21 protein-coding genes are annotated in these 23,087 nt (G+C 33.1%); 8 read left to right on the top strand and 13 right to left on the bottom strand.

Features of this window, described 5'->3' with window-relative positions; all coding sequences use genetic code 11:
- Positions 1 to 72: 72 nt before the first annotated feature.
- The 3 genes from BHY08_RS03210 to BHY08_RS10920 all read right to left on the bottom strand — a co-directional run bounded on the left by BHY08_RS03210 (position 73) and on the right by BHY08_RS10920 (position 3,371).
- Entirely contained in the window at positions 73 to 852 is a 780-nt protein-coding gene (locus BHY08_RS03210; protein ID WP_071456504.1) for a sulfite exporter TauE/SafE family protein, read from the bottom strand.
- 68 nt (positions 853 to 920) lie between these two features.
- Entirely contained in the window at positions 921 to 3,074 is a 2,154-nt protein-coding gene (locus BHY08_RS03205; protein WP_071456503.1) for a HelD family protein, read from the bottom strand.
- A 153-nt stretch (positions 3,075 to 3,227) separates the two neighbouring features.
- Positions 3,228 to 3,371 carry a hypothetical protein gene (locus BHY08_RS10920; RefSeq protein WP_211267913.1) on the bottom strand — a complete coding sequence of 48 codons (144 nt, stop codon included), beginning with the start codon at positions 3,369 to 3,371 and terminating at the stop codon, positions 3,228 to 3,230.
- Positions 3,372 to 3,456: 85 nt separating this feature from the next.
- On the opposite strand from BHY08_RS10920, the gene BHY08_RS03200 reads away from it, so the two are divergent.
- From BHY08_RS03200 to BHY08_RS03185, 4 genes are all read left to right on the top strand, one after another.
- Positions 3,457 to 3,954: a hypothetical protein gene (locus BHY08_RS03200; protein ID WP_157093625.1), complete on the top strand. Its 498-nt coding sequence runs from the start codon at positions 3,457 to 3,459 to the stop codon at positions 3,952 to 3,954.
- Between the two features lie 73 nt (positions 3,955 to 4,027).
- A complete protein-coding gene (locus BHY08_RS03195) occupies positions 4,028 to 4,663 on the top strand; it encodes a GntR family transcriptional regulator (protein ID WP_071456501.1) in 636 nt (211 codons plus the stop codon).
- Between the two features lie 138 nt (positions 4,664 to 4,801).
- Entirely contained in the window at positions 4,802 to 6,019 is a 1,218-nt protein-coding gene (locus BHY08_RS03190; RefSeq protein WP_071456500.1) for a quaternary amine ABC transporter ATP-binding protein, read from the top strand.
- A complete protein-coding gene (locus BHY08_RS03185) occupies positions 6,012 to 7,733 on the top strand; it encodes an ABC transporter permease/substrate binding protein (protein ID WP_071456499.1) in 1,722 nt (573 codons plus the stop codon). The genes BHY08_RS03190 and BHY08_RS03185 overlap by 8 nt, the downstream gene beginning before the upstream one ends.
- Positions 7,734 to 7,772: 39 nt before the next feature.
- Here the strand turns inward: BHY08_RS03185 and BHY08_RS03180 are convergent, their stop codons facing one another.
- The 4 genes from BHY08_RS03180 to ahpC form a co-directional block, all read right to left on the bottom strand.
- Complete coding sequence (locus BHY08_RS03180) at positions 7,773 to 8,594, bottom strand: DUF1129 domain-containing protein (protein ID WP_071456498.1); 822 nt, start codon at positions 8,592 to 8,594, stop codon at positions 7,773 to 7,775.
- Between the two features lie 4 nt (positions 8,595 to 8,598).
- Entirely contained in the window at positions 8,599 to 8,919 is a 321-nt protein-coding gene (locus tag BHY08_RS03175) for a PadR family transcriptional regulator (RefSeq protein WP_071456497.1), read from the bottom strand.
- 120 nt (positions 8,920 to 9,039) lie between these two features.
- Positions 9,040 to 10,566, bottom strand: coding sequence for an alkyl hydroperoxide reductase subunit F (gene ahpF / locus BHY08_RS03170; protein WP_071456496.1), 1,527 nt, complete (start codon positions 10,564 to 10,566; stop codon positions 9,040 to 9,042).
- Between the two features lie 10 nt (positions 10,567 to 10,576).
- Positions 10,577 to 11,140 (bottom strand): alkyl hydroperoxide reductase subunit C, encoded by a 564-nt coding sequence (ahpC, locus tag BHY08_RS03165; protein ID WP_071456495.1) that lies wholly within the window; start codon positions 11,138 to 11,140, stop codon positions 10,577 to 10,579.
- Positions 11,141 to 11,391: 251 nt separating this feature from the next.
- Here ahpC and BHY08_RS03160 point away from each other — a divergent pair, with 251 nt between their 5' ends.
- Positions 11,392 to 11,982 (top strand): HAD hydrolase-like protein, encoded by a 591-nt coding sequence (locus BHY08_RS03160; RefSeq protein ID WP_071456494.1) that lies wholly within the window; start codon positions 11,392 to 11,394, stop codon positions 11,980 to 11,982.
- Positions 11,979 to 12,968: an aldose epimerase family protein gene (locus BHY08_RS03155; protein ID WP_071456493.1), complete on the top strand. Its 990-nt coding sequence runs from the start codon at positions 11,979 to 11,981 to the stop codon at positions 12,966 to 12,968. Before BHY08_RS03160 ends, BHY08_RS03155 begins: the two co-directional genes overlap by 4 nt.
- A 43-nt stretch (positions 12,969 to 13,011) precedes the next feature.
- On the opposite strand, the gene BHY08_RS03150 is transcribed toward BHY08_RS03155, so the two are convergent.
- Positions 13,012 to 13,872 carry an ROK family protein gene (locus tag BHY08_RS03150; RefSeq protein ID WP_071456492.1) on the bottom strand — a complete coding sequence of 287 codons (861 nt, stop codon included), beginning with the start codon at positions 13,870 to 13,872 and terminating at the stop codon, positions 13,012 to 13,014.
- Between the two features lie 418 nt (positions 13,873 to 14,290).
- Here BHY08_RS03150 and BHY08_RS03145 point away from each other — a divergent pair, with 418 nt between their 5' ends.
- Positions 14,291 to 15,625, top strand: coding sequence for an FAD-dependent oxidoreductase (locus BHY08_RS03145; RefSeq protein WP_071456491.1), 1,335 nt, complete (start codon positions 14,291 to 14,293; stop codon positions 15,623 to 15,625).
- 60 nt (positions 15,626 to 15,685) lie between these two features.
- Here BHY08_RS03145 and BHY08_RS03140 read toward each other — a convergent pair whose 3' ends face one another.
- Positions 15,686 to 16,498, bottom strand: coding sequence for a hypothetical protein (locus BHY08_RS03140; RefSeq protein ID WP_071456490.1), 813 nt, complete (start codon positions 16,496 to 16,498; stop codon positions 15,686 to 15,688).
- Positions 16,499 to 16,997: 499 nt separating this feature from the next.
- On the opposite strand from BHY08_RS03140, the gene apf reads away from it, so the two are divergent.
- Positions 16,998 to 17,567 (top strand): aggregation-promoting factor, encoded by a 570-nt coding sequence (gene apf, locus BHY08_RS03135; protein WP_071456489.1) that lies wholly within the window; start codon positions 16,998 to 17,000, stop codon positions 17,565 to 17,567.
- Between the two features lie 24 nt (positions 17,568 to 17,591).
- On the opposite strand, the gene BHY08_RS03130 is transcribed toward apf, so the two are convergent.
- The 4 genes from BHY08_RS03130 to BHY08_RS03115 all read right to left on the bottom strand — a co-directional run bounded on the left by BHY08_RS03130 (position 17,592) and on the right by BHY08_RS03115 (position 23,082).
- Positions 17,592 to 20,051: a heavy metal translocating P-type ATPase gene (locus BHY08_RS03130; RefSeq protein ID WP_071456488.1), complete on the bottom strand. Its 2,460-nt coding sequence runs from the start codon at positions 20,049 to 20,051 to the stop codon at positions 17,592 to 17,594.
- 11 nt (positions 20,052 to 20,062) lie between these two features.
- Positions 20,063 to 20,503 carry a CopY/TcrY family copper transport repressor gene (locus tag BHY08_RS03125; protein ID WP_071456487.1) on the bottom strand — a complete coding sequence of 147 codons (441 nt, stop codon included), beginning with the start codon at positions 20,501 to 20,503 and terminating at the stop codon, positions 20,063 to 20,065.
- Between the two features lie 93 nt (positions 20,504 to 20,596).
- Positions 20,597 to 22,375 carry a sensor histidine kinase gene (locus BHY08_RS03120; protein WP_071456486.1) on the bottom strand — a complete coding sequence of 593 codons (1,779 nt, stop codon included), beginning with the start codon at positions 22,373 to 22,375 and terminating at the stop codon, positions 20,597 to 20,599.
- Positions 22,375 to 23,082, bottom strand: coding sequence for a response regulator transcription factor (locus BHY08_RS03115; protein WP_071456485.1), 708 nt, complete (start codon positions 23,080 to 23,082; stop codon positions 22,375 to 22,377). The genes BHY08_RS03120 and BHY08_RS03115 overlap by 1 nt, the downstream gene beginning before the upstream one ends.
- Between the last annotated feature and the right edge of the window lie 5 nt (positions 23,083 to 23,087).

The raw sequence follows: 23,087 nt of genomic DNA, 5'->3' as shown, positions 1-23,087 counted from the left end.
TCTAAATAAACATTTTATTTAATGCGTTTAAAATGACGAAAAAGACTATTTATTCAACAAAAGTTAAAATTCTTATAAGAACAATTTGTACGCATTATAAAAATTGACAAGAAGGACACCAATTATCACAAATTGATAAATTGTCGTCACTTTTTCTGATGATACTATTTTACTTAAATAAGCTCCTAAAAAACCACCAATAATACCAGCTGGAATGATATACATAAGTAAACTTAAATCGAATTGAGAAAATCCGGTACTTACTGAAATCGTGATAACCTTTGATAATTGTGAAAAAAGAATCGTAATAATAGAATATACTGTGGCATCTTTAATGGGTACTTGAAACAGCATCATCAATAGAGCCACATTTAAAGGTCCTCCCCCTATTCCTAGAAAACTAGCAATCGCTCCTAAAAATAACCCACATCCTAGAATAGAAATCGTACTGTTTAACTGGTACCCTCTCCAGTGCTTTTTACTGTATGCATATGAAAAGAGTAACGTTGCAACAATCAAGACGATTTGAACCAATGAGACGATCTTTTCAGAAGGCATGATGCCAACTAATTTGTCCAATCCAAGACTGCCAAATATACCACCTAAGACAGAACCAAAAGATAGCCACAATGCAAATGACCAATTTATTTTAACCCCATTTTGTGCTTGCCTAATTGTTGAGACGATCGACATACTTAAAACAGCTACAGTTGAGTAAAATGAAATACTTAATACGTCATGAAATCCTAATGTATCAAATAATGGTTTGATGATCACTCCTCCACCCATACCTGATACGGCACCTATACTATTTGCAAAAATAATAATGAAAAAATAAATCCAACCAACCATGTTTTCCCTCCTAAAAAAGACTACTTACCTCCTAGTTTATCGGGTGATAAGTAGTCTGTCTATTAATATTAAAGTAAATAAGATAGAAGTGGCGAGATGTTTTTATCGTACGCAATATACAGTCGATTCATAGCACGAGAAAAGGCTGTATATAGTATTTTTTGATCTCTAATGTCATAGTAATGCTCACTTGACGCACCCCAGAGTAGCACATTATCAAATTCAAGACCTTTAGCTAAGTTAATACTTGTCACCTGCACATTCAATGACTCGTCAAACCAATGTTCAAGTAATTCTTTTTCGTCCTCTGTTTTAACAATAATGGTTAATATTTCGCCGTCCAATTCTGTTAAAATATCCGTTACGATTGTGTTGATATCAGATAACTCGTTATACTGAATCAGCACAGGTTCGTCTCCTTGTGGTCTGATTGGCACAATTGTTGCATTTTTTGATAAAGATAATTCATTAAATGCTTTCGTAATAGCCCCTGTCGAACGATAACTCGTCAATAGTTGATAGGTCGTTAATTCTTTACCATCAGAGGTAAACAATGCTTCAATTGCTTTAAATGGTGTGTTTGTATTAAAAATAGCCTGATTCTCATCCCCCACCATAGTAAAATCACTTTTTGGAAACAACAACAGTAAGAATTGTAACTGTGCTGGAGTGTAGTCTTGCACTTCATCCACTAAGACAAATCGCATATTTGGCATAGTAAGTCGTTCTACGTAATAGTGCGTAATTGTCAGAATCGCAATGGCCTCATCTAACGTAATAGGAGCCATTTGTCTTTGATACGTGACACCTGAAAATCCTTTAAATAATTCATTAAATAAAATCTCCTGATTTAGCCAACGATAACGATTGATTTGCTGCGTTACTTTTTTATATTTCTTCCTTAAAAGCTGTTCAGCATAGCGTGTTAAACTTTTTTCAGAATCATCTTGGATTAAATGACCAAAGTATTTTTCTTGTTGTTCTTCTGTTAAAGATGTGACTTGGTCATGGATTTTTTTAGTTCTAGATTGTTGGATTAAGCGTTGATTCCAACTGCTTAACAAGCGTTGTTTTACTCCTTGTACTCGGTCAACATGCGGACTATTGTTTGGTGTTTCATCAAATAGTTTTTTGATATGCTCTTTTGGAATAATCGTTTTATCACGTAATGTAATATCATCAAACAATTTACTGCTATCAAACTCACGATAAACATTATCTTTTATGTAATGAATAAACTGACCATCTCTTAAATACTCTGTTTCTTTTGACACGCTTTCTTTGGAGATTCGTTTGAAATAATTTTCTTCTGACTCAATATGTCGACGCATATAACTTTGAGCAAATTGTAACAGTGTCATGTTGCGTGGATTTTTTTCTCCTAATGATGGCAATACGTCTGACACGTATTGAATAAATGCTTTGTTTGGAGACAGTATCAACACATCATCAGAGGTAATGTCATCTTGCATATTATATAGTAAATACGCGATTCGTTGCATGATAGCAGATGTTTTCCCACTACCTGCGACTCCATTGACTAGCATATAAGGCGTACTTGTGTCACGAATAATCACATTTTGCTCTTTTTGAATTGTCGCTGTGATGTCCCGCATTTTTTTAGTATCATCTTTTGCTAAAGCATCGAGCAATACATCGTCTTGAATCGACACCATCGTATCGAAATAAGTAATCAGCTTGTCTTTTTCAATGACAAATTGACGTCGTTCTTCAATGGATGTTTCAATGGTATTTCCTCTCACGTCATATGATGAAGGGCCTATTTCATTATTATAGAATAATTCAGCTATTGGAGAGCGCCAATCATAAATCAAGTTATCATTATTAGCATCTGAAAAACCATGCATCCCAATATAAAAAGACTCTGGCTCTTCTTCATCTAAAAAGTCGACTTTAATTTTTCCAAAATATGGATTTTCTAATAATCGATTAACTTTATCTAAAGTGACTTCACCATTTCTAATTTTGATATTATACTGATCAATTTCACGATTTTTCATTTCTATTTGCGAAAAACTATCTAACTTATCAGATATGCCATCTACATTTAGTTTAATGTCTTCTGTAATTTTGCTCATCATCGTTTGACCAGATTGCTTTGTTTCATTTAACCACTCACCAAGTGTTTTTTGTGTTTTCTGCAACTGATGATACGTTGATTTCAAATAATCTTCTTCTTGTTGTCGAATTTTTTCAGACATTGATGTTCATTCCTTTCAACATGGAACTGCATTATTAAAGAATAACCATATCATCATTTTTTTTCTAAGACAAGATAAGAACACTCGTTTAGCCAAATAATCTAAAAGACTGCGGTAAATACTTAAAAAGTATCCCCGCAGTTTACCCTATTTTTATTTATACATATGTAATGGATAATTAGTAAATTCTACTTCGTTTAATTTTTCTGCTGTGATAAATCCTGCTGGTGCTTGTAATAATGATGGAATACGATTCACAACAGTCGCACATGTATGAGCCAAGGATACATGAAACATTGGCGTTAAATCTTAACGCATTAAAAGAACAACAAAAAAGATTCAGCAACAAATCAATATCACTGAAACGTTTTTAAATAATAACATGATTTACCAAAAAAATAGAGAAATTCAATCTTTTGAATACCAATCATTCCCAACTCGTTACCTATATACGTACACAATTGATATCAATATCTATGATTTATCGAGTATGGAGTACGAAAGTTATCTGAGACAGTTCAAACAGTCACTTGCAACACATCATTTACCTAATCTACAGTTCAGTCATGTTGGCACTATCATCAAACAGACTGATTTACTTCAAGATAATCTTTACTCCAATACTTTTTTCGTTTTTTGTTCGGCTGATTTGAAACATTTGCCAAATGTTGTGACTTTAAAATCTAGTGAATTTGCGATTGATTACGGTCAGTCTTTCGATGAAGAAAAAAAGATGTTTCATACCTTTAAAGACAAAGTGACTACCTCACACAGACAAATTAATGGGGACTATTCATGTGAGGTTGTTAGAGAAATGCCTCATGCTTCAAAACTAGAGAGAAATATGTTTATTAGAATCCAAATACCAGTTAGTCAATAAAAAACCTCTTTGCATTTCGTTTATTTTTTTAGTACGATAGCGATAATAAGTAACATAGAAAGGATCGAGCAATATGGTCAAACATAAAAAAATCATATTACCTAAGTACCAACAAGTAGCGATTGAAATTGCTGAACGAATTGATACCAATTACTATAAAGTTGGAGACAAAATTCATGCCAGATCAACTTTGGCTAATACTTTTAGTGTATCACCCGAAACAGCAAGAAAAGCTGTCAATATTTTAGTTGATGTTGGTATTATGGAAGTGAAGCATGGCAGTGGTGTCATTGTAGCATCAAAAGAAAAAGCAACCTCTTTTTTATCACAATATAAAGATGTCCAAAACATTGAAGAAATCAAACAAGACTTACTAATGAATATTCAACAACAAAAAAAAGAATTGGATGACTTAACTGATTTAGCGAATTTACTTGTTTCACAAACAAAAAAAATTAATCATGCTAATCCTTTACTACCTTCAGAACTGATTTTAACTGACAATGCAAAATACTTAGAGAAAACCATCAAAGACTTAAATCTATGGCAAGAAACATCGGCTACAGTTGTGGCGATTCTACATGAACAACAATTACTCATCTCTCCTGGTCCTTACGCAAAAATCTCTGCAGGTGATACATTATATTTCATTGGAGATGAGTTTTCCAAACAACGCCTGTCAAACTTTTTTTATCCATCAGAATCCTAGTTATATCAAGCCTTATTATCATTTTATTTTCAGAAAATATGATAATAAGGCTTTTTTATCTTTGACAAAGTGACCATTTCGTTATAACATAGTGTGGTCACTTCGAGTAAAAAAGAATTTATATAAAGGAGTTTTGTAATGACTAAAGTAAAAGTTGAAAATTTGACCAAAATTTTTGGTAAAAAACAACAACAACAGGTTGCTTTACAAATGGTAAAAGAAAAAAAATCCAAAACAGACATTGTCAAAGAAACTGGGGCAACTGTTGGTGTATATGATGTTAACTTTGATGTCAAAGAAGGTGAAATATTTGTTATCATGGGGCTTTCTGGTAGTGGAAAGTCAACATTAATTCGTCTAATCAATCGAATTATTGAGCCAACTTCTGGTGATATTTATATTGACGGACAAGATATTGCCAAACTTGATAAAGATGAATTGAGAGAAGTAAGACGTCATAAAATGAGTATGGTATTCCAAAATTTCGGCTTATTTCCACATCGTACAATTTTAGAAAATACAGAATATGGTTTAGAAGTTCGTGGTGTTGAAAAAGAAGAACGACAACAACGTGCCGAAAAAGCATTAGAAAATTCTGGTTTACTTACTTTTAAAGATCAATACCCTGATCAATTATCAGGTGGGATGCAACAACGTGTAGGATTAGCACGTGCCTTAGCAAATGATCCAGAAATCTTATTAATGGACGAAGCCTTTTCAGCACTTGACCCATTAATTCGTCGTGAAATGCAAGATGAGTTAATTGAATTGCAAGATAAAGTGAAAAAAACCATTATCTTTATCACCCATGATTTAAATGAAGCTTTGAGAATTGGGGATAGAATTGCTTTAATGAAAGATGGCCAAATCATGCAAATTGGTACTGGTGAAGAAATCCTAACAAATCCAGCCAATGATTACGTCCGTGAATTCGTTGAAGATGTTGACCGTTCAAAAGTCTTAACGGCGCAAAATATCATGGTGCCCGCAATAACAACTAATCTTGATATTGACGGACCAAACGTTGCCCTACAACGTATGAGAAGTGAAGAAGTCAGTATGTTAGTTGCTGTAAATAAAAAACGTGAATTACTAGGTACTATTACAGCAGATGCTGCGGCACAGGCTAGAAAAAATAAACAAACATTACATGATGTTTTAGATAAAAATATCATTACAGTAGAAAAAGATATGCTAATTAGTGATATTTTCCCTCTCATCTATGATTCTCCAACACCACTAGCTGTTGTTGACAATGAAGATAACGATCGCTTGTTAGGTGTTGTGATTCGAGGAAGCGTGATTGAAGCACTGGCTGAAACAACTGATGAAAATGAGGTGATGGATAATGAATAGTATACTAATGAATGCTTTACCAGTTGCAGACTGGGTAGAAAATATAACTGATTGGTTTACAAATACCTTTTCTGGATTATTCTCTTTAATTGAAACTTTAGGGAAACAAATAATGGGTGGTATGACAAATTTATTAATGGCCATTCCACCACTGATTTTTATTATTTTAATGACTGCTCTAGCTTTCTATATTTCAGATAAGAAAAAAGGGCTAACTGTTTTTACATTCCTTGGTCTATTGTTTATTTTAAACCAAGGTCTCTGGGCTGATTTAATGAATACAGTGACACTAGTTTTAATTTCAAGTGTTTTCTCTATTATTATCGGTGTGCCGCTTGGAATTTTAATGGCTAAAAGTGATAAAGCTCAAGCTATTTTAACTCCTATCTTAGACTTTATGCAGACAATGCCTGGTTTTGTTTACTTAATTCCAGCTGTTGCGTTCTTTGGTATTGGGATGGTTCCAGGGGTTTTCGCGTCCGTTATTTTCGCATTACCACCTACTGTTCGTTTTACCAATTTAGGAATTCGCCAAGTCCCAGAAGAATTAGTTGAAGCGGCCGATTCATTTGGTAGTACAGGAAAGCAAAAATTATTTAAATTGGAATTACCTTTAGCAAAAAGTACTATCTTAGCTGGTATTAACCAAACAACAATGCTTGCCCTATCAATGGTGGTTATTGCATCAATGATTGGTGCTCCTGGTTTAGGTCGAGGTGTATTATCAGCCCTACAACGTGCACAAGTTGGTAATGGATTCGTTAATGGATTAGCTTTAGTTATTTTAGCGATTATCATCGATCGATTCACACAGTATGTCAATAAACCACGTGCTAAAAAAACAAAAGCCACAAATCCTAAGCAGAAAAAAGTAACAATTATTGCAGCTGTTGCAGTTTTAGTTGCTGCCATTGGGTCATCTATGTTCCTATCTTCAAATAAATCAAGTGATAAAAAAATTAACTTGGCTTATGTTGAATGGGATTCAGAAGTTGCCTCAACACATGTATTAGCAGAAGTATTAAAACGTCAAGGTTTTGACGTTGAAACAACACCACTAGATAATGCTATTATGTGGGAATCTGTTGCAACAGGAAAAGCTGATGCTAGTGTGTCCGCTTGGTTACCAAGTACTCATAAAGCTCAAGCTGATCAATATAAAGATAAAGTTGATATTCTTGGCCCAAACTTAGATGGAGCAAAAGTTGGTTTAGTTGTTCCTAGTTATATGGATGTTTCTTCTATTGAAGATTTATCAAACCAGGCTGATAAAACTATTACGGGTATTGAACCTGGCGCTGGAGTCGTAACAGCTGCTAATAATACAATTAAAGCTTATCCAAACTTAAATGATTGGAAAGTTGAAACATCTTCTTCTGGAGCAATGGTAGTTGCTCTTGATCAAGCGATCAAAAATAAAGAACCAATTATTATTACAGGTTGGACTCCTCATTGGATGTTTAGTAAATATGATTTAAAATATTTAGAAGATCCTAAAGAAGCGATGGGCGCTCCTGAACAAATTAACACATTTACTCGTTTAGGGTTGAAAGATGATTCACCAGAAGCTTATAAAATCTTAAAAAACTTCAACTGGTCAACCGAAGATATGGGAACAGTTATGTTAGCTATTAATGAAGGAGAAAGTCCTGAAGTAGCTGCAAAAGAATGGGTCGACAACAACCAAGATAAAGTTGAAAGTTGGTTAAAATAGAACCAAACAAAGAAACTCGTAAATTTACGAGTTTCTTTGTTATTTGTCTTCTTCTAAAATAGATTTTTGAGAAAATCTTGCAGTTAAAAAACTACCTAATAATATCACTATAATACTTCCTATCATGACAGGCTCTGATTCAAACCATTTTTGTGTCTGTGGCAATCTACTTATTGTAGTAAAAAAAGTAATTCCCCATCCAAAGACTAAGTAACTATAATAGGGTTTATTTTTTCTTCTGATAATAACACACGAAACAACTATCATTGCAATAACTATAACAAAAATTGACAGGTATAAAGGAAGCGGAATAGATAAAAACCTATTTCCTATCATAACCGAACCAATGTAGCCCACTGTTAACAATCCGCCAATAACGAAAGCACCTATATATTCTAGAATTTTTGATTGCTTACTGACTTTAAACGTCATTTTTTCTAAATATTTAAACACACTAAATACTAACAACATGCTGAGTAGTCCATTTAATAAAATAGTCAAAATATTTATTGAGGGATTTCTTTGTGTGAGTGTACTAAATAAAGAAAATCCTGAACTAATTCCAAACACCATATAAAATATGGATATTTTTTTTCTTAAAGGAACTTGTGGCATCTCTTTAAATAACTCATCTAAATAACTTTTCGGTTCTTTACCGAAATAATCTTCAGCTGAAATACCTGATTCTTGTGCATCAAGTAAATCATATAAGATATTTAATAATGCCGTTTCAATCATCTCATCATCGCCAAATAATCCTTTAAATCGTGTATATAGTAATATTTTCTCATAATATTTTTTATTCTCTGGTGTTAATTTATCTCTTAACTCATTATTTTTTTCAATCATTTCCTCTATCATTACTTTATCCCCTTTTTAATATGACATTCACAATGTCACTGAGTTTTTCCCATTGATCATTAAACTCTTCCAAACGGTCTATTCCCTCTTCTGTGAGCGAGTAATACTTACGATTTGGGCCATCTGGCGAGGCTCTTAGTTCACCAGAAATCATATGTTGCTTTTCCAATTTTTGTAATAAAGGATACACTGTCCCAGCACTTAAATCGGCGAACCCAAACTGAATTAATTTTTGAACTAATTCATAACCATATGTTGTCTCATCTTTTAAGATAGATAGTACACACCCTTCGAGAATCCCTTTTAATAATTGAGTTTGTTTCATGTTTTCCTCCACTACTATGTCATACCAACTACTGAATACAATATATCACAATAAAACTACTATGTAAAACATAATAGCGTGCAAAAAAACTGACCCCATAATCGGAATCAGTTTTTTTAGTTATTGACGAATTAAATAATCAAACGCTCCTAAAGCAGCTGTTGCGCCACTTCCCATAGAGATAATAATTTGTTTGTACGCACTATTTGTACAATCTCCTGCAGCAAAAACGCCTGGAACATTAGTCATACCATGGCTATCAACTAAGATTTCACCACGATCTGTTGTGTCAATGGTGTCTGGCAACCATTCTGTATTGGGGACTAACCCAATCAAAATGAACACACCACTGACATTTAATTCATGTTGTTCTTTCGTATTAACATCTTCATAAACTAATTTTTCAACACTATCACTACCCTCAATTGATTTAGTGGCTGCATTTGTTATCACAGTAACATTTGGTAGTGAATATAATTTATCTTGCAACACTTTATCGGCTTTTAATTCAGGTAAAAATTCTAGTACATAAACATGTTTTCCCATACCAGCTAAATCAATAGCAGCCTCAATACCAGAATTTCCTCCACCAATAACTGCAATATCTTTGCCTGCAAATAATGGGCCGTCACAGTGAGGACAATAGGCAATCCCTTTATTTTTAAATTCTTTTTCACCAGGTACATTGATGTTTCGCCATCTGGCACCCGTTGAAATAACTAATGATTTCGTTTTTACCACTGCTCCGCTTTCTAGAGACACTTCAACAAAATCATTTTTCTGAATATCTTTTGCTCGTTGATTTTTCATAATATCAACATTGTATTGGTTCACATGCTCTTCGACTTGATTCATCAACTGTGGGCCTTCTATATAAGGTGTGCCAATAACATTTTCAATACCTAATGTATCCATCACTTGGCCACCGAATGTATCAACTACCATTCCAGTACGGATTCCTTTTCTTGCTGCATAAATTGCGGCAGCTCCACCAGCAGGTCCTCCACCAATCACAAGCACATCATATGGATTTTCTTGATCGATATCACTGATATCAACACTACCAAGAATTTTTTCTAAAATAGTACTCAATTCCATACGACCACTTGAAAATTCCTCTCCATTTAGAAAAACGGTAGGCACTGCCATGACTTTTTTCTCATTAACTTCGTCTTGATACATACCACCTTCAATCATCGTGTGAGAAATGTTTGGATTAACAACACTCATGATATTTAGTGCTTGAACCACATCCGGGCAATTATGGCATGTTAAACTAACAAATGTTTCAAAACTCATCGGCTCATCAATTTTTTTAATCACATTAATTACAGAGTCTTCAACTTTAGGTGCACGTCCACTCACTTGTAATAACGCTAAAATAAATGATGAAAATTCATGTCCTAAAGGCAGTCCTGCAAACATCACACCACTTGTTTGACCTGGTTGATTAATCTCAAAACTAGGTGTTCTTTTTAATGTTTCTTCAACCAGTGTTAATCGTGGAGACAACTCACAAACTCCTGTTAGGAATTCTCTTACTTTATTTGAAGAGTCACTCTCATCCAAACTCGCTTTAAACTCTATGTCGGATTCAAGTAATTCTAAATACTGCTTTAATTGAGCTTTTGTTTCGTTATCTAACATATTTTTCTCCTTATATTTTTCCGACTAAATCAAAACTTGGTTTTAATGTTTCACCATTTTCTTTCCATTTAGCTGGACAAACTTCACCTGGATTTTCACGTACATATTGTGCTGCACGAATTTTATCAACTAAAACACTTGCTTCACGTCCAATACCATCAGCATTGATTTCAATTGTTTGAACAACACTATCTGGATCAATAATAAATGTTCCACGTTGTGCTGCACCTGCTTCTTCATCTAAAACGTCAAATTGACGTGAAATGGTATGTGATGGGTCTGCTAACATGATGTATTCAATTTTACCAATCGCATCAGATGTATCATGCCACGCTTTGTGTGTAAAGTGTGTATCTGTTGAACAAGAATAAACTTCCACACCTAACTCTTTCAATGTTGCATATTGCTCTTGTAGGTCTTCTAACTCAGTTGGACAAACAAACGTAAAATCAGCAGGATAAAAACAAATAATACTCCATTTACCTTTTAAATCTTCATTAGAAACAGAAATAAATTCTCCTTTGTGGTAAGCTTGTGCGTTAAATTCTTCTACTTCTTTTCCAATTAATGACATAATAATAACCCTCCATATATTTATTCGCTCTAATTTAAATGAGCCTTATTTATAATCATTATAAACAAATAATCTTTTTAAGTCAAACATTAACTTATATAACTGACAACATTCATTAAAATAACACGTATTATCCATTTATATACTTTTAGCCTATTCTTATTATCACCTAATAACCAGTGACAAACGTTTATTATTTCGTTAAAATGAACTTAGTAAACTCTTTCATTACAGATATAGAGAGGTGTCTTGTGTTTTCAACAATTGTACTACCCTTAGATGGTTTAATAACGGATACAACTTATCTCCACTATGAATGTTTCCTAGATGCTTGTCGTTCTTTTAATATAACTATTCCAAACGAGTTGTCTTTTGAGGAACAAAAAGTATTTCGAAGTCATCAATGGTTAGAAGAGATAGATAACTTGTCACATCAACAAAAGGAGGAACTCATTTTAGAAAAAAATAGATTATATGATGACGAATTAGACGATATTGATGACGACGATATTTATCCTGGAATTCTCGCTTTAATAACTGACGCTCATAAACAAAATGTATTGATTTATGCGATATCTGACGATGACTTGGCAAATAAATTAATCGAGCAATTAGAACTGCCGTCGTATATTAAGCTAATCACATCAAATGACTTAAAAAAAGTGACATATGATATTCTTGTTATAGATGATTTAGTAACTCTTAATGCTATGGATAATAAACCAATAATATCCATATTGTTATCACAGAATGACCTATCATATTCAACTGATTTCACCATTCAAAATACCGAAGAGTTAACATTATGTTTTTTTAAAAAAAATTTGGGAGGAAACCAATGACTTACAATATTATTCACGATAAACAAACAGATATCCATTATATTACCGTTACAAAATCAAATCACAGTGTCACGTTCGTTGATTTTGGGGCTAGAATTCAAGAGTGGATCACCCCAGATAGAGTTGGTAATAAAGATAACATTTTACTTTCACCAGATACTCCGGAAGAAATTATCAATGATAATGCTCAATTTGGTGCACTAGTTGGACCTGTAGCTGGACGTATTAAAGAAGGAAAATGGAATGGGGCTCAATTTGAAAAAAATAATGGGAACCATCACTTGCATGGAGGCAGTAATGGCTGGTGGCATCAATTTTGGGCATTTGACATTGAAGAACATGACGAAAATACGATTGTTCATTTTATGTTAAAAGACACATTAACAGATTATCCCGGACCAATTTATGTCAAAAATTCTTATAAAGTAACAGATGACGCAATTGAAATGACAACGAGTTGCCACTCTGACAGTGATACAATTGTCAATCCTACTAACCATATTTACTTTAATCTAAATGGTAAGGATAAAAAAGACATCACCAATCATCTATTAACCATCCACGCAGATAGTATTTTAGAAACAGATGACGAAACGATTCCTACTGGAGAATTACTTGACGTAGCAAACACTGGTTATGATTTTAGACAACCTCGCTTACTAAAAAAAGCCCTAAATTCTTTACCTAACGGTATTGATGATGCTTTTTTACTGACATCTGAACAGCCTCAAATTATATTAAGTCAACCAGACAATGGAAGAAATATTCAGCTATTTTCTGATAGACAAGCTGCTGTTGTGTTTTCTACAACAGGGTTTGCTACTGATCAATCAGTATCGGGAGAAAAAATGCATTCTCAATTAGGTATCGCAATTGAGACTCAGGAATTACCTGATGTGGTAAATCATCCTCACTTAGGAAATATCGATCTCAAAGAACAACAAATTAAAACATGGCATACTACCTATCAATTCTTTGTTTCATGACGCTAAAAAGACAGACACCAAGTCATTATTGATGTCTGCTTTTTTATATTGTTTCGATAAAATTAATTGCTGCCCCGATTAAATTGGCATCATTTTTAAATTGGCATGCTGATACAACTGGTGTGATATGTTGTAATCGAACACTTGCTAACTTTTCATATAACCATTTTTGTAACTCATCAATCACTTCTGGTCTTTCTGAAATAGCTCCACCAACGATAATCATCTCTGGATCCAAAGCCACTTGTAAATCATATAGTATTTGAGAGATGTTTTCATACATCGTATCCAATAATTTATTGGCTAATGGATCTCGTAAACCGGCTAATCTAAACAATTGTTTTCCATCAATTGCTTCGCCAGTAACTTTTTCGTATGCCTTAGTCGCCTTAACAATTGTACCAGTTTCACTCAATATTCTATTTGTATGATTTTTCATCAAACCAAATTCTCCACCAAATAAGTGAGCTCCTTTATAAAGGGAACCATTTATAAATACTGCTCCACCAACACCCGTTCCTAAAACAAGAAATAATGCGTGATTGACATTTGTCCCCACTCCACAATTCATCTCAGCAATCCCTGCACAATTCGCATCATTTTCAATTCGAATGGGCAACTTAAAAGCTTTTTCAAATATATCAAATATAGGGCAATTATGAAGATATGGTACTGCACTAATGCCATCAATTACCCGAGCTTTATCATCAACCACACCTGGAGCACTAATAGCTACTCCTTCTATATCAACTGGATAATGACTTATTACTTTTTTCATTTGTTCAATTATTGAATCTAAATTTTTTGGAGTAAAAAACTGTGTATTAAACGATAACCTGCCATCTTCCCATAAACCGCATTTTACTGCCGTTCCTCCTATATCAAATACAGCAAGATTTGCCATTGTATCACCTCATCAACTTATTTATCGACTGCCTTTATTTAATAATTAGTATATTTAACTCATTATCTAACAATACTACGATTAGTTCAACTAAGTCTTTCACTTAAAACAAAATGTGACACGCATTTTTTTATAAGGTATTTTTTTTAATAAAATTTCACTTTTATTTTTAGATTGTGAAATTTTTTTATGAAAAATATTACACAATATAAAATAGATTTATCTATTCTTTCTATTTTTGGATGACATAACAAACAAAAAAATTGAAAAATTGGTCACATATTATTTAAAAAACTTACTTTTTATTTCATTAAATTCACAAGCATAAACATATACTAAGGTTTTACTTTCTGTTATATTTTGAACATATCACATATAGATATATTTGTGATAAAAAATACATGTAAGGGTGGATACAATGAAAGTTGTTGTTATAGGATGTACTCATGCAGGGACATCTGCGGTAAAAAGTATTTTAAAAGAATCACCAGAAGCTGAAGTGATTGTCTATGAAAGAAACGATAATGTGTCGTTCCTATCATGTGGAATCGCGCTCTACGTTGGTGGCGTTGTCAAAAACGCGCAAGACTTATTCTACTCAAATCCTGAGGAGCTAGCTTCTCTAGGTGCTACAGTAAACATGGAGCATAATGTGACATCCATCGATACTGAACTTAAACAAGTGACAGCTGTCAACTTGAAAACAAATGAAACAAGCATTACGTCATATGATAAATTAGTGATGACAACAGGATCATGGCCTATTGTTCCTCCTATTCCAGGAATTGAAGCCAATAACATTTTATTATGTAAAAATTATAATCAAGCAAATAAAATTATAGATTCTGCTAAAGATGCCAAAAGAATCGTTGTGGTTGGTGGTGGATATATTGGGATTGAGTTAGTTGAAGCGTTTGTCGAGTCAGGTAAAAACGTAACCTTAATCGATGGTCTTGACCGTATATTAAATAAATATTTAGACAAACCATTTACAGATAAACTAGAACAAGAGTTACTGAACCAAGGAGTCACACTAGCTTTAGGAGAAAATGTGGCACACTTTGAATCCGATGAGCACTCTAATGTGAAAAAAGTACATACGGCTTCTAAATCATTTGAAGCTGACATGGTGATTCTGTGTGTTGGATTTAAACCTTCGACAGAATTATTAGGTGACAAAGTGGATAAATTACCTAATGGTGCGATTAAAGTGAATGAGTATATGCAAACAAGTCAACCTGATATTTTTGCTGCAGGCGATAGTGCAATTGTTCACTATAACCCAACACAATCAGATAACTATATTCCTTTAGCAACAAACGCCGTTAGACAAGGCTTATTAGTTGGAAAAAATATTAAAAAACCAACTCTAGCTTATCGTGGGACTCAAGGAACGTCTGGATTATACTTATTTGGTTGGAAAATAGGATCAACCGGTTTAACCATAGAAAATGCATTAGCTCAAGGAATTAATGCTGATATGGCATATTTAGAAGATAACTACCGTCCAGAATTTATGCCTACAACGGAAAAAGTTATGATGCAATTGGTTTTTGACAAGGATACAAAACGCATATTAGGCGGTCAATTAATGTCGAAATATGATATCACTCAGTCAGCAAATACATTGTCTTTAGCCATTCAAAATAAAATGACTGTTGAAGATTTAGCTCTATCCGACTTCTTCTTCCAACCTCATTTTGATCGTCCATGGAACTATTTAAACTTATTAGCACAAGCAGCTATGAACTAGTTTCTACTATTATATGGGATAAAAAATCCTTAAAGCCGTTTAATCGACTTTAAGGATTTTTTATATTTCATCTGTAAAAGAAATCCGATCATGAACTTTCATGAAATTAGGTCTTGAAAAAAATAAATCATCATATACGGCAACTTTTTCACTTGCTTCTAACATCAAGATAGCAATTTTATTTGTAAATACTTCTATTTCCTTAATATCAAAAGGTGTATAAGATAATATGAATTCTTTTTCTAAATGAGACAATCGAGATTTTTCACCTTCATAGTTTCGCCAATCGTCATCTATATTTGGCTCAGTACCTTTTGATAAGTACCACATTGATACCAGATGTTGTTTAATAGACAAAACAATTGACTCGATATGATTACTTTCATTTCTTCTCCATGCACGATATAAATTAAAATAATCTGCATAGTATTGATTTAATATATGATCAAAGACTTCTTGCGTCACAACATATTGCATATCCTTTGATAGATTATGTAGCTCAGTTAAAGTCCCATCATCTTTAATAATCTCAATATGTTTATATAAAATACTAGGCTCTAACATTTCTAATGTATATACCATCAAATCAAGTTTGATAAATGTTGCATAATGAATAATCGAATGATTATAATCAAATAATTCGATAAATAGATAATCGCCAATTGAGCGAATAATCTCACGTTGCTTTTGCTCTATTTGAATACCTGGTTTTAGAATAATACGTGCATTAATATCAGAATAAAAATCTTCCGTTTTATTACCAATTGAGCCACTGAAATAGGCTCCAATGATATCATTGTCTTCCTTTACTAGTCTAGCAAATCTATTTTGTAATTTATCTCTTTCAATGGGTAAATTTGAATCCACTAACATACTAACCAATCCCCCTTCAATATCTACTACATACAGTATATTCAAAAATAACTGGTTTTACAAAAGATTTTATAAATAAATCAACAATTTTATCATTTTTTCACTTATTCGATGGTTTTATAAAAAGACAACAATGTAACAAAACAAATTAACTTAGTAACATCTGTAATAATTATCAGTTTATTATAATAACTTATAATGAAAAACAATTAACAATTTCACTCAAAAATTATCATATTAGATTATTTTTATTACATAAAAAAGAATATTTTAGTCATTTTATGTTAAATAAGTAGCAAAAAATCATTTTCTAGTTCATTACATATTATGAACAAATAAATATTTCTATATGTCAAAAATTGTAATATTAAACTATATCTTGTTACCAAATTTCACTCATTCTTTCACCTAAGAAATATGATTCGATGGTAAAGTATATCTTGTCGTTGGATATCAACGAAATAAATTAAAACAATTTTAAAAGGAGATTTTTAAATTTATGAAATCACTAAAAACATTAATATTTGGTAGCACATTTGCATTAGGACTATTATTCAGTACAACTGTACTTGCTGACTCTGTATACACTGTAAAAGCTGGAGATACTCTTTCTTCTATCTCATTAGAATTTTTTGGCTCAAACAACAACATCGAACAAATCGCTAAAGACAATAATATTAAAAATATGAATATGATCTTCCCAGGTCAAGAACTAACCATTAAAACAGATGAAAAAACAGAAACACCTGTTGAAGCATCAGCTGTTTCTTCTGAACCTGTACAAGAAGAAAACACTTATGTTGCACCACAACAAGAAACTCAAGCGGCTGTATCTTCAGCTCCTGCTACGACTTCTAATGCAAAAGAATGGATTGCTCAAAAAGAATCAGGTGGTGACTATAACGCAACTAATGGATACCATATCGGACGTTACCAATTAGACCCAAGTTATTTAAATGGTGACTACTCTCCAGCAAACCAAGAACGTGTTGCAGATCAATATGTTGCTGGTCGTTATGGTTCATGGGAAAACGCTCAAGCATTTTGGATGAATAACGGTTGGTACTAAAAAAAACCTCATTTGAGGTTTTTTTTATTGTTTTGGTTTAAATCTTTTTAAACGAAGTGCATTCAATAAAACAGAAACGGAACTAAAACTCATCGCAGCTCCTGCAATCATAGGGTTAAGTAGTGGGCCGCCAAATAAATGTAACACACCCATTGCTACAGGAATACCTAATATATTGTATCCAAATGCCCAGAAAAGATTTTCTTTAATATTTCTCATTGTCGCATCAGATAGCTCTATTGCTGTTGCGACACTTTTTAAATCATCATTCATTAGCACAACATCGGCAGATTCAATCGCCACATCTGTTCCATTACCAATTGCTAACCCGATGTCTGCTTGAGCCAATGCTGGTGCATCATTAATCCCATCACCAACCATACCAACTTTCTTACCTTGTTTTTGCAATCGTGCCACTTGATTTGCTTTATCTTCTGGCAATACCTCACTGACAACTGTATCAATACCTACTTGACTAGCGATTGCTTCGGCTGTCAACTCATTATCTCCCGTTAACATCACCACTTGTTTTCCTAATTTTTTTAATGTTGTAATAGCTTTAATGCTACTTGGTTTAATCGGATCAGCTACTGCAACAATCCCAATTACTTTTTGTTTAGTTGCCACATACATCGGTGTTTTACCCTCTTGTGCTAATCTATTAACTGTTTCTTTTTTGTCATCTAAATTGATTTTTTGCTCAGTCATTAAACGTTTATTTCCAATAAAATACGAAATGCCCTCAACTGAAACAGTAAGTCCTTGACCTGGTATCGCTAAGAAATCAGAAATTGATAATAAATCAATTGCCATCTCTTTTGCTTTTTCAACAATCGCTTGTCCTAATGGGTGTTCAGAATGAACTTCTGCTGAAGCAGTTAACTGAAGAATATCATGTTCACTTAACTCATCAAATACTAAAACGTCTGTTACAACAGGCTTGCCTTCTGTGATTGTTCCAGTTTTATCAAATACTATAGTATCGAGTTGGTGAGCTATTTCTAGTGCTTCACCACTTTTTATCAAAATACCATTTTCAGCACCCTTACCTGTTCCAACCATAATAGCTGTTGGTGTTGCGAGACCTAACGCACATGGACAAGCGATAACTAAAACAGAAATGGTTATAGTTAGAGCAAAAATCCATGATTCTTGTCCTAAAAAATACCATAACAAGCCTGATACAATCGCTAAGACAATAACAATCGGAACAAATACTCCAGATACTTTATCAGCTAATTGCGCAATCGGTGCTTTAGATCCTTGTGCTTCTTCAACTAATTTGATAATTTGTGATAATGTTGTATCTTGTCCAACTCTAGTCGCTCTAAATTTAAAACTTCCTGTTTTATTCAAACTAGCACTAACCACATTATCTCCGACTTTTTTCTCAACTGGAATACTCTCACCAGTAATCATTGATTCATCTACTGCACTATTTCCTGAAATAATCTCGCCATCAACAGGGATTTTTTCACCCGGACGCACGATTAATACATCCCCTAAGACCACTTCTTCAACTGGAATACTAACTTCTACATCATCACGAATTACGGATGCTGTTTTTGGTGCGAGATTTATTAGAGTTTTAATCGCCTCAGATGTTTTCCCTTTTGACACAGCTTCAAAATATTTTCCAAGTGTAATTAAAGTCAGAATAGTTGCGGCCGATTCATAATACAGATTCATTGCAAAGCTACTATCTCCTAAAATCACTTGAATTGTCCCATAGATACTATAAAGTGTGGCAGCACTTGTTCCTAATGCTACAAGGGAATCCATATTAGGATGTCTTTTGACTAATGCTTTAAAACCTACCGTAAAAAATGACCATCCTATTGCGATAACGGGAATTGTTAAAACCAATTGGATTAACGCAAATGCTACTGGTGAATGAATCGGATCAATAACTGTTAGTAAAGGTAGACCAACCATATGCCCCATTGAGATATAAAGTAGTGGCACAGTGAAAATTGCTGAAGAAATAAATCTCTTCCACATAACTTTAATGTGTTTTTCTTTATTATCTTCTTTTGTCTCTGTACTGCCTTTCTCTACTTCTCTATCAGTTGCTGAGTATCCAGCATCAGATACAACGTTAATAATATCTTCTTTTGATGTGACGGCTGAATTAAATAAAAGTGTCATACTTTCTGTTGCTAAATTAACAGATACTTCTTTTACTCCATCCATCTTACTGACAGCTTTTTCAACTGTACTTGAACAGGATGCACAACTCATTCCTTCAATATCAAATGTCGCCGACACGTATTGTTCAACAATACCATACCCTGCATCTTTCACCGCTTTAGCGATATCTTCTTCTTTTAAAAAATCTGTATCATAGGTTACATCTAATTTTTCAGTAGCCAAATTAACACTGGCTTTTTTTACACCTGAGAGTTTTGATACAACTTTTTCTACTGTACTCGAACAAGATGCACAGCTCATTCCTTCTACTGGCAAAATAATTCTTTTTTCCATTTGTATACACCTCACTTATGACAATTACACTGACCAACGACACAATTACACGCTAATTTTTTTGGTGCATTTCTTTTTTTTACCGTTAACAAATCAACTAAATTATCAATATCTTGTTCTGATAACTCTTGTTCTTCTATTAATTGATAAATCATTCGGCCTTTTTTCTTTTGACAAATTTTGTCTAAATCTTGCTCTAATAAAGTATTGACTGCAACTTCTTCATTCACTAATGCTTCATAAATAAATTGCTTACCATTTTTTTGAGTAGTTAAATATTCTTTATCTACAAGTCTTGCCAATAATGTTTTGACTGTCGACATACTCCATTCCATCTTATCTCCTAATATATCTAAAACAAATCGACTAGTGACTGAATCATTTGCCCAAACAACTTTCATTATTTCCCACTCTGCTTGAGTAATGGAAACATGTTTCTCTTTGGTTACCATGAATTCACTCCCTTAATTATTTTATGAGTACACTATAAACCTATCGTCTACATTTGTCAACGATAAGGAAATAAAAAAAGAAATAGCTACTAACTATTTCTTTAATTGCTTTTCTTCGTATTTAGATTTTAACACGTCTAAATTCATTTTCACAATCACCGTTGTTCCTTCACCCAACTCACTAACAAGTTTCACACGACCACCTAAAATAGTAGCATAGTGTTGCACTAGAGATAGCCCTAAACCAGAGCCACCGCTATTACGTTGTCTTGAGTGACTAACACGATAAAATCTTTCAAAAATACGTTTTTGATCTTTTTCAGAAATACCTATTCCTGTGTCTTCAACTTTTAGAATTAATTCATTATTCGTTTGTGTTAAATAAACAAATATTTTACTATTATCCTCAGAATACTCAATCGCATTTTCTAATAAATTCTTGACAATAATTTGAAATGAATCATTTGGTATAACTAAATCATCTGAAACATGACAATCAAAAATCACTGTGATATTTTTATCATAGGCTTTGAATCGGTAACGATCAATTTCATCTTCTACAACAAGTTTAGGATGAACGACAAATGAGTCCATTATATAAATATCTTTTTCTGTTTTCAACAACATCATAATGGCTTGAATTAAATTCATTAATCGCTGTGCTTCACGTTCAATGATTGTTAAAAACTCTTTGCTTGCTTCAGGATCATCTTTAGCACCAGCTAACAATGTTTCAGAAAAACCAATGATAGATGTCGTTGGTGTTTTTAATTCATGAGAAATATTGCTAATAAAATCTTCATGAAACCGCTCAACTTGTCTTACTTCCGTGACATCATAAATAATCCCAACATACTCATTATTTTCAATCGATAATTGTCGAATAACTATCTTTAAGTCTTGTGTCAGTGGTTTTTCAATACGAATCTCGCCTTGAATGGGCTCTCCAGTTTCATATGCTTGTAGAATCAATTCATTCAAAGTCGGTTCATTAAACCATTTATCATATGGAGAAACGGTCCATTTTTTATGAAACATCTCTTCAATCACTCGATTAGCAAGAGTCAATTCTAAACTGTCATTTAAAATAAAAATACCGATATCTAAGTTTTCAAATAAAAAATGCAGTGTCTCTTCATTTTTTAACTGCTTATAATACAGTAAATTCGTTTCTTCCATTAATTCATACACCGTTTGATAGAGTTCACGCCATTCTCCTGGTGCGTCTAGAACCTTTTGTTTTTTCTCTGGATTCTGAATTGCTTGTCTTAAAATGGGCAGCATAAATTGAATTGGTTTGTTCGTTTGACGACGAATGTAATATCCCATAACAAGGATGGCAACAAACAACAGAATCATAATAGAAACAACAATTCGTTGGAAATTTTCGACATATTGAGAAATCCCCTGATATGTTTCAGATAATCTTACAATTCCGATTAATTTATTATCCTTCTCAATTCGTCTAGATACATAAATTAATTTTTCATTAACTGTATCACTATTTCGAATAGCAACAGCTTCCGATTTCCCTTCTTCGAGTATTTCTTTTATTTCTGGACGATTCTTTCTTGTTGTTTTTACCAAATTATTTTTTGAAGAATCATACAAAATATCGCCATGCTCATCCATAATCGTTAATCGTTCATGATTTCCAATACTTTTTTCTAACTTCACTTCATCGATAATTATCCTTGTACCATCTGATATGAATGGTTCTAGCATTTGTATTTCTCTAGATAATTGCTTAGTTTGTTGCTCAATTACGTCTTTCTTAAAAAAGTAGGTGGTATAATAACCACCTACTAAAACGAGTATAATTGTTACAACGATAATCCAAACTGGCTTAATGACTTTTTGTAATTGTTTCATTATTCTGGCTCCTGGAATTTATACCCAAATCCTCTCACTGTCTTAATATATTTAGGACTTTTCGCATCATCCTCTATTTTTTCTCGTAAGTGACTAACATGAATATCAACTGTTCGTGATAGATGATACATATCGTCTTTCCAAACGGATAACATCAACTCATCTCTGCCGATAATTCGATTTTGACGTTCCATAAAATAGATCAACAATTCAAACTCTTTTTTAGTCAGATTAACTTCAATATTTCGTTTTAAGACTTTGTAATCTCTCGGATAAGCGATTAATTCTCCTATAATTAGTTGATTATTATCAAGACTAGATGTTTCTAGATCATCAGATTTATTTTCTAAACGCCTTTCTACAGCACGGAGTCTGGCAATCAACTCTCTTGGACTAAACGGCTTTGTTATATAGTCATCTGCACCTATTTCAAGTCCAATAATCTTATCGATTGTTTCATCTTTTGCCGTTAACATAATAATCGGTGTACTTACTTTTTCTTTTCGTAATTTTTTTGTCACATCAAATCCATTAATTTTAGGTAACATCAGATCTAATATAATAAAACTATACTTATTTGACATGGCATAATCTATTGCTGCTTCACCATCGTGAACAACATCAACTTCAAAGTTTTCTTTTTCTAAATTATACTTTAATAGTGTTGTAATTGATTGTTCATCATCAACTACTAAAATTCGTTTCATTCCTT

The sequence above is a fragment of the Vagococcus teuberi genome (genome assembly GCF_001870205.1).
In the GTDB taxonomy this organism is placed as follows: Bacteria; Bacillota; Bacilli; order Lactobacillales; family Vagococcaceae; genus Vagococcus; species Vagococcus teuberi.
This window is presented reverse-complemented; position numbering and strand designations above follow the sequence as displayed.

Coding starts and splice junctions, on each gene's coding strand:
- BHY08_RS03125 (WP_071456487.1), bottom strand. CDS start 20,503: ATGGTAACCAAAGAGAAACATGTTTCCATTACTCAAGCAGAGTGGGAA.
- apf (WP_071456489.1), top strand. CDS start 16,998: ATGAAATCACTAAAAACATTAATATTTGGTAGCACATTTGCATTAGGA.
- ahpF (WP_071456496.1), bottom strand. CDS start 10,566: ATGTTAGATAACGAAACAAAAGCTCAATTAAAGCAGTATTTAGAATTA.
- BHY08_RS03190 (WP_071456500.1), top strand. CDS start 4,802: ATGACTAAAGTAAAAGTTGAAAATTTGACCAAAATTTTTGGTAAAAAA.
- BHY08_RS03140 (WP_071456490.1), bottom strand. CDS start 16,498: ATGTTAGTGGATTCAAATTTACCCATTGAAAGAGATAAATTACAAAAT.
- BHY08_RS03205 (WP_071456503.1), bottom strand. CDS start 3,074: ATGTCTGAAAAAATTCGACAACAAGAAGAAGATTATTTGAAATCAACG.
- BHY08_RS03130 (WP_071456488.1), bottom strand. CDS start 20,051: ATGGAAAAAAGAATTATTTTGCCAGTAGAAGGAATGAGCTGTGCATCT.
- BHY08_RS03180 (WP_071456498.1), bottom strand. CDS start 8,594: ATGATAGAGGAAATGATTGAAAAAAATAATGAGTTAAGAGATAAATTA.
- BHY08_RS03175 (WP_071456497.1), bottom strand. CDS start 8,919: ATGAAACAAACTCAATTATTAAAAGGGATTCTCGAAGGGTGTGTACTA.
- ahpC (WP_071456495.1), bottom strand. CDS start 11,140: ATGTCATTAATTGGAAAAGAAGTAGAAGAATTTAACGCACAAGCTTAC.
- BHY08_RS03185 (WP_071456499.1), top strand. CDS start 6,012: ATGAATAGTATACTAATGAATGCTTTACCAGTTGCAGACTGGGTAGAA.
- BHY08_RS03150 (WP_071456492.1), bottom strand. CDS start 13,872: ATGGCAAATCTTGCTGTATTTGATATAGGAGGAACGGCAGTAAAATGC.
- BHY08_RS10920 (WP_211267913.1), bottom strand. CDS start 3,371: ATGTTTCATGTATCCTTGGCTCATACATGTGCGACTGTTGTGAATCGT.
- BHY08_RS03145 (WP_071456491.1), top strand. CDS start 14,291: ATGAAAGTTGTTGTTATAGGATGTACTCATGCAGGGACATCTGCGGTA.
- BHY08_RS03200 (WP_157093625.1), top strand. CDS start 3,457: ATGATTTACCAAAAAAATAGAGAAATTCAATCTTTTGAATACCAATCA.
- BHY08_RS03195 (WP_071456501.1), top strand. CDS start 4,028: ATGGTCAAACATAAAAAAATCATATTACCTAAGTACCAACAAGTAGCG.
- BHY08_RS03155 (WP_071456493.1), top strand. CDS start 11,979: ATGACTTACAATATTATTCACGATAAACAAACAGATATCCATTATATT.
- BHY08_RS03120 (WP_071456486.1), bottom strand. CDS start 22,375: ATGAAACAATTACAAAAAGTCATTAAGCCAGTTTGGATTATCGTTGTA.
- BHY08_RS03115 (WP_071456485.1), bottom strand. CDS start 23,082: ATGAAACGAATTTTAGTAGTTGATGATGAACAATCAATTACAACACTA.
- BHY08_RS03210 (WP_071456504.1), bottom strand. CDS start 852: ATGGTTGGTTGGATTTATTTTTTCATTATTATTTTTGCAAATAGTATA.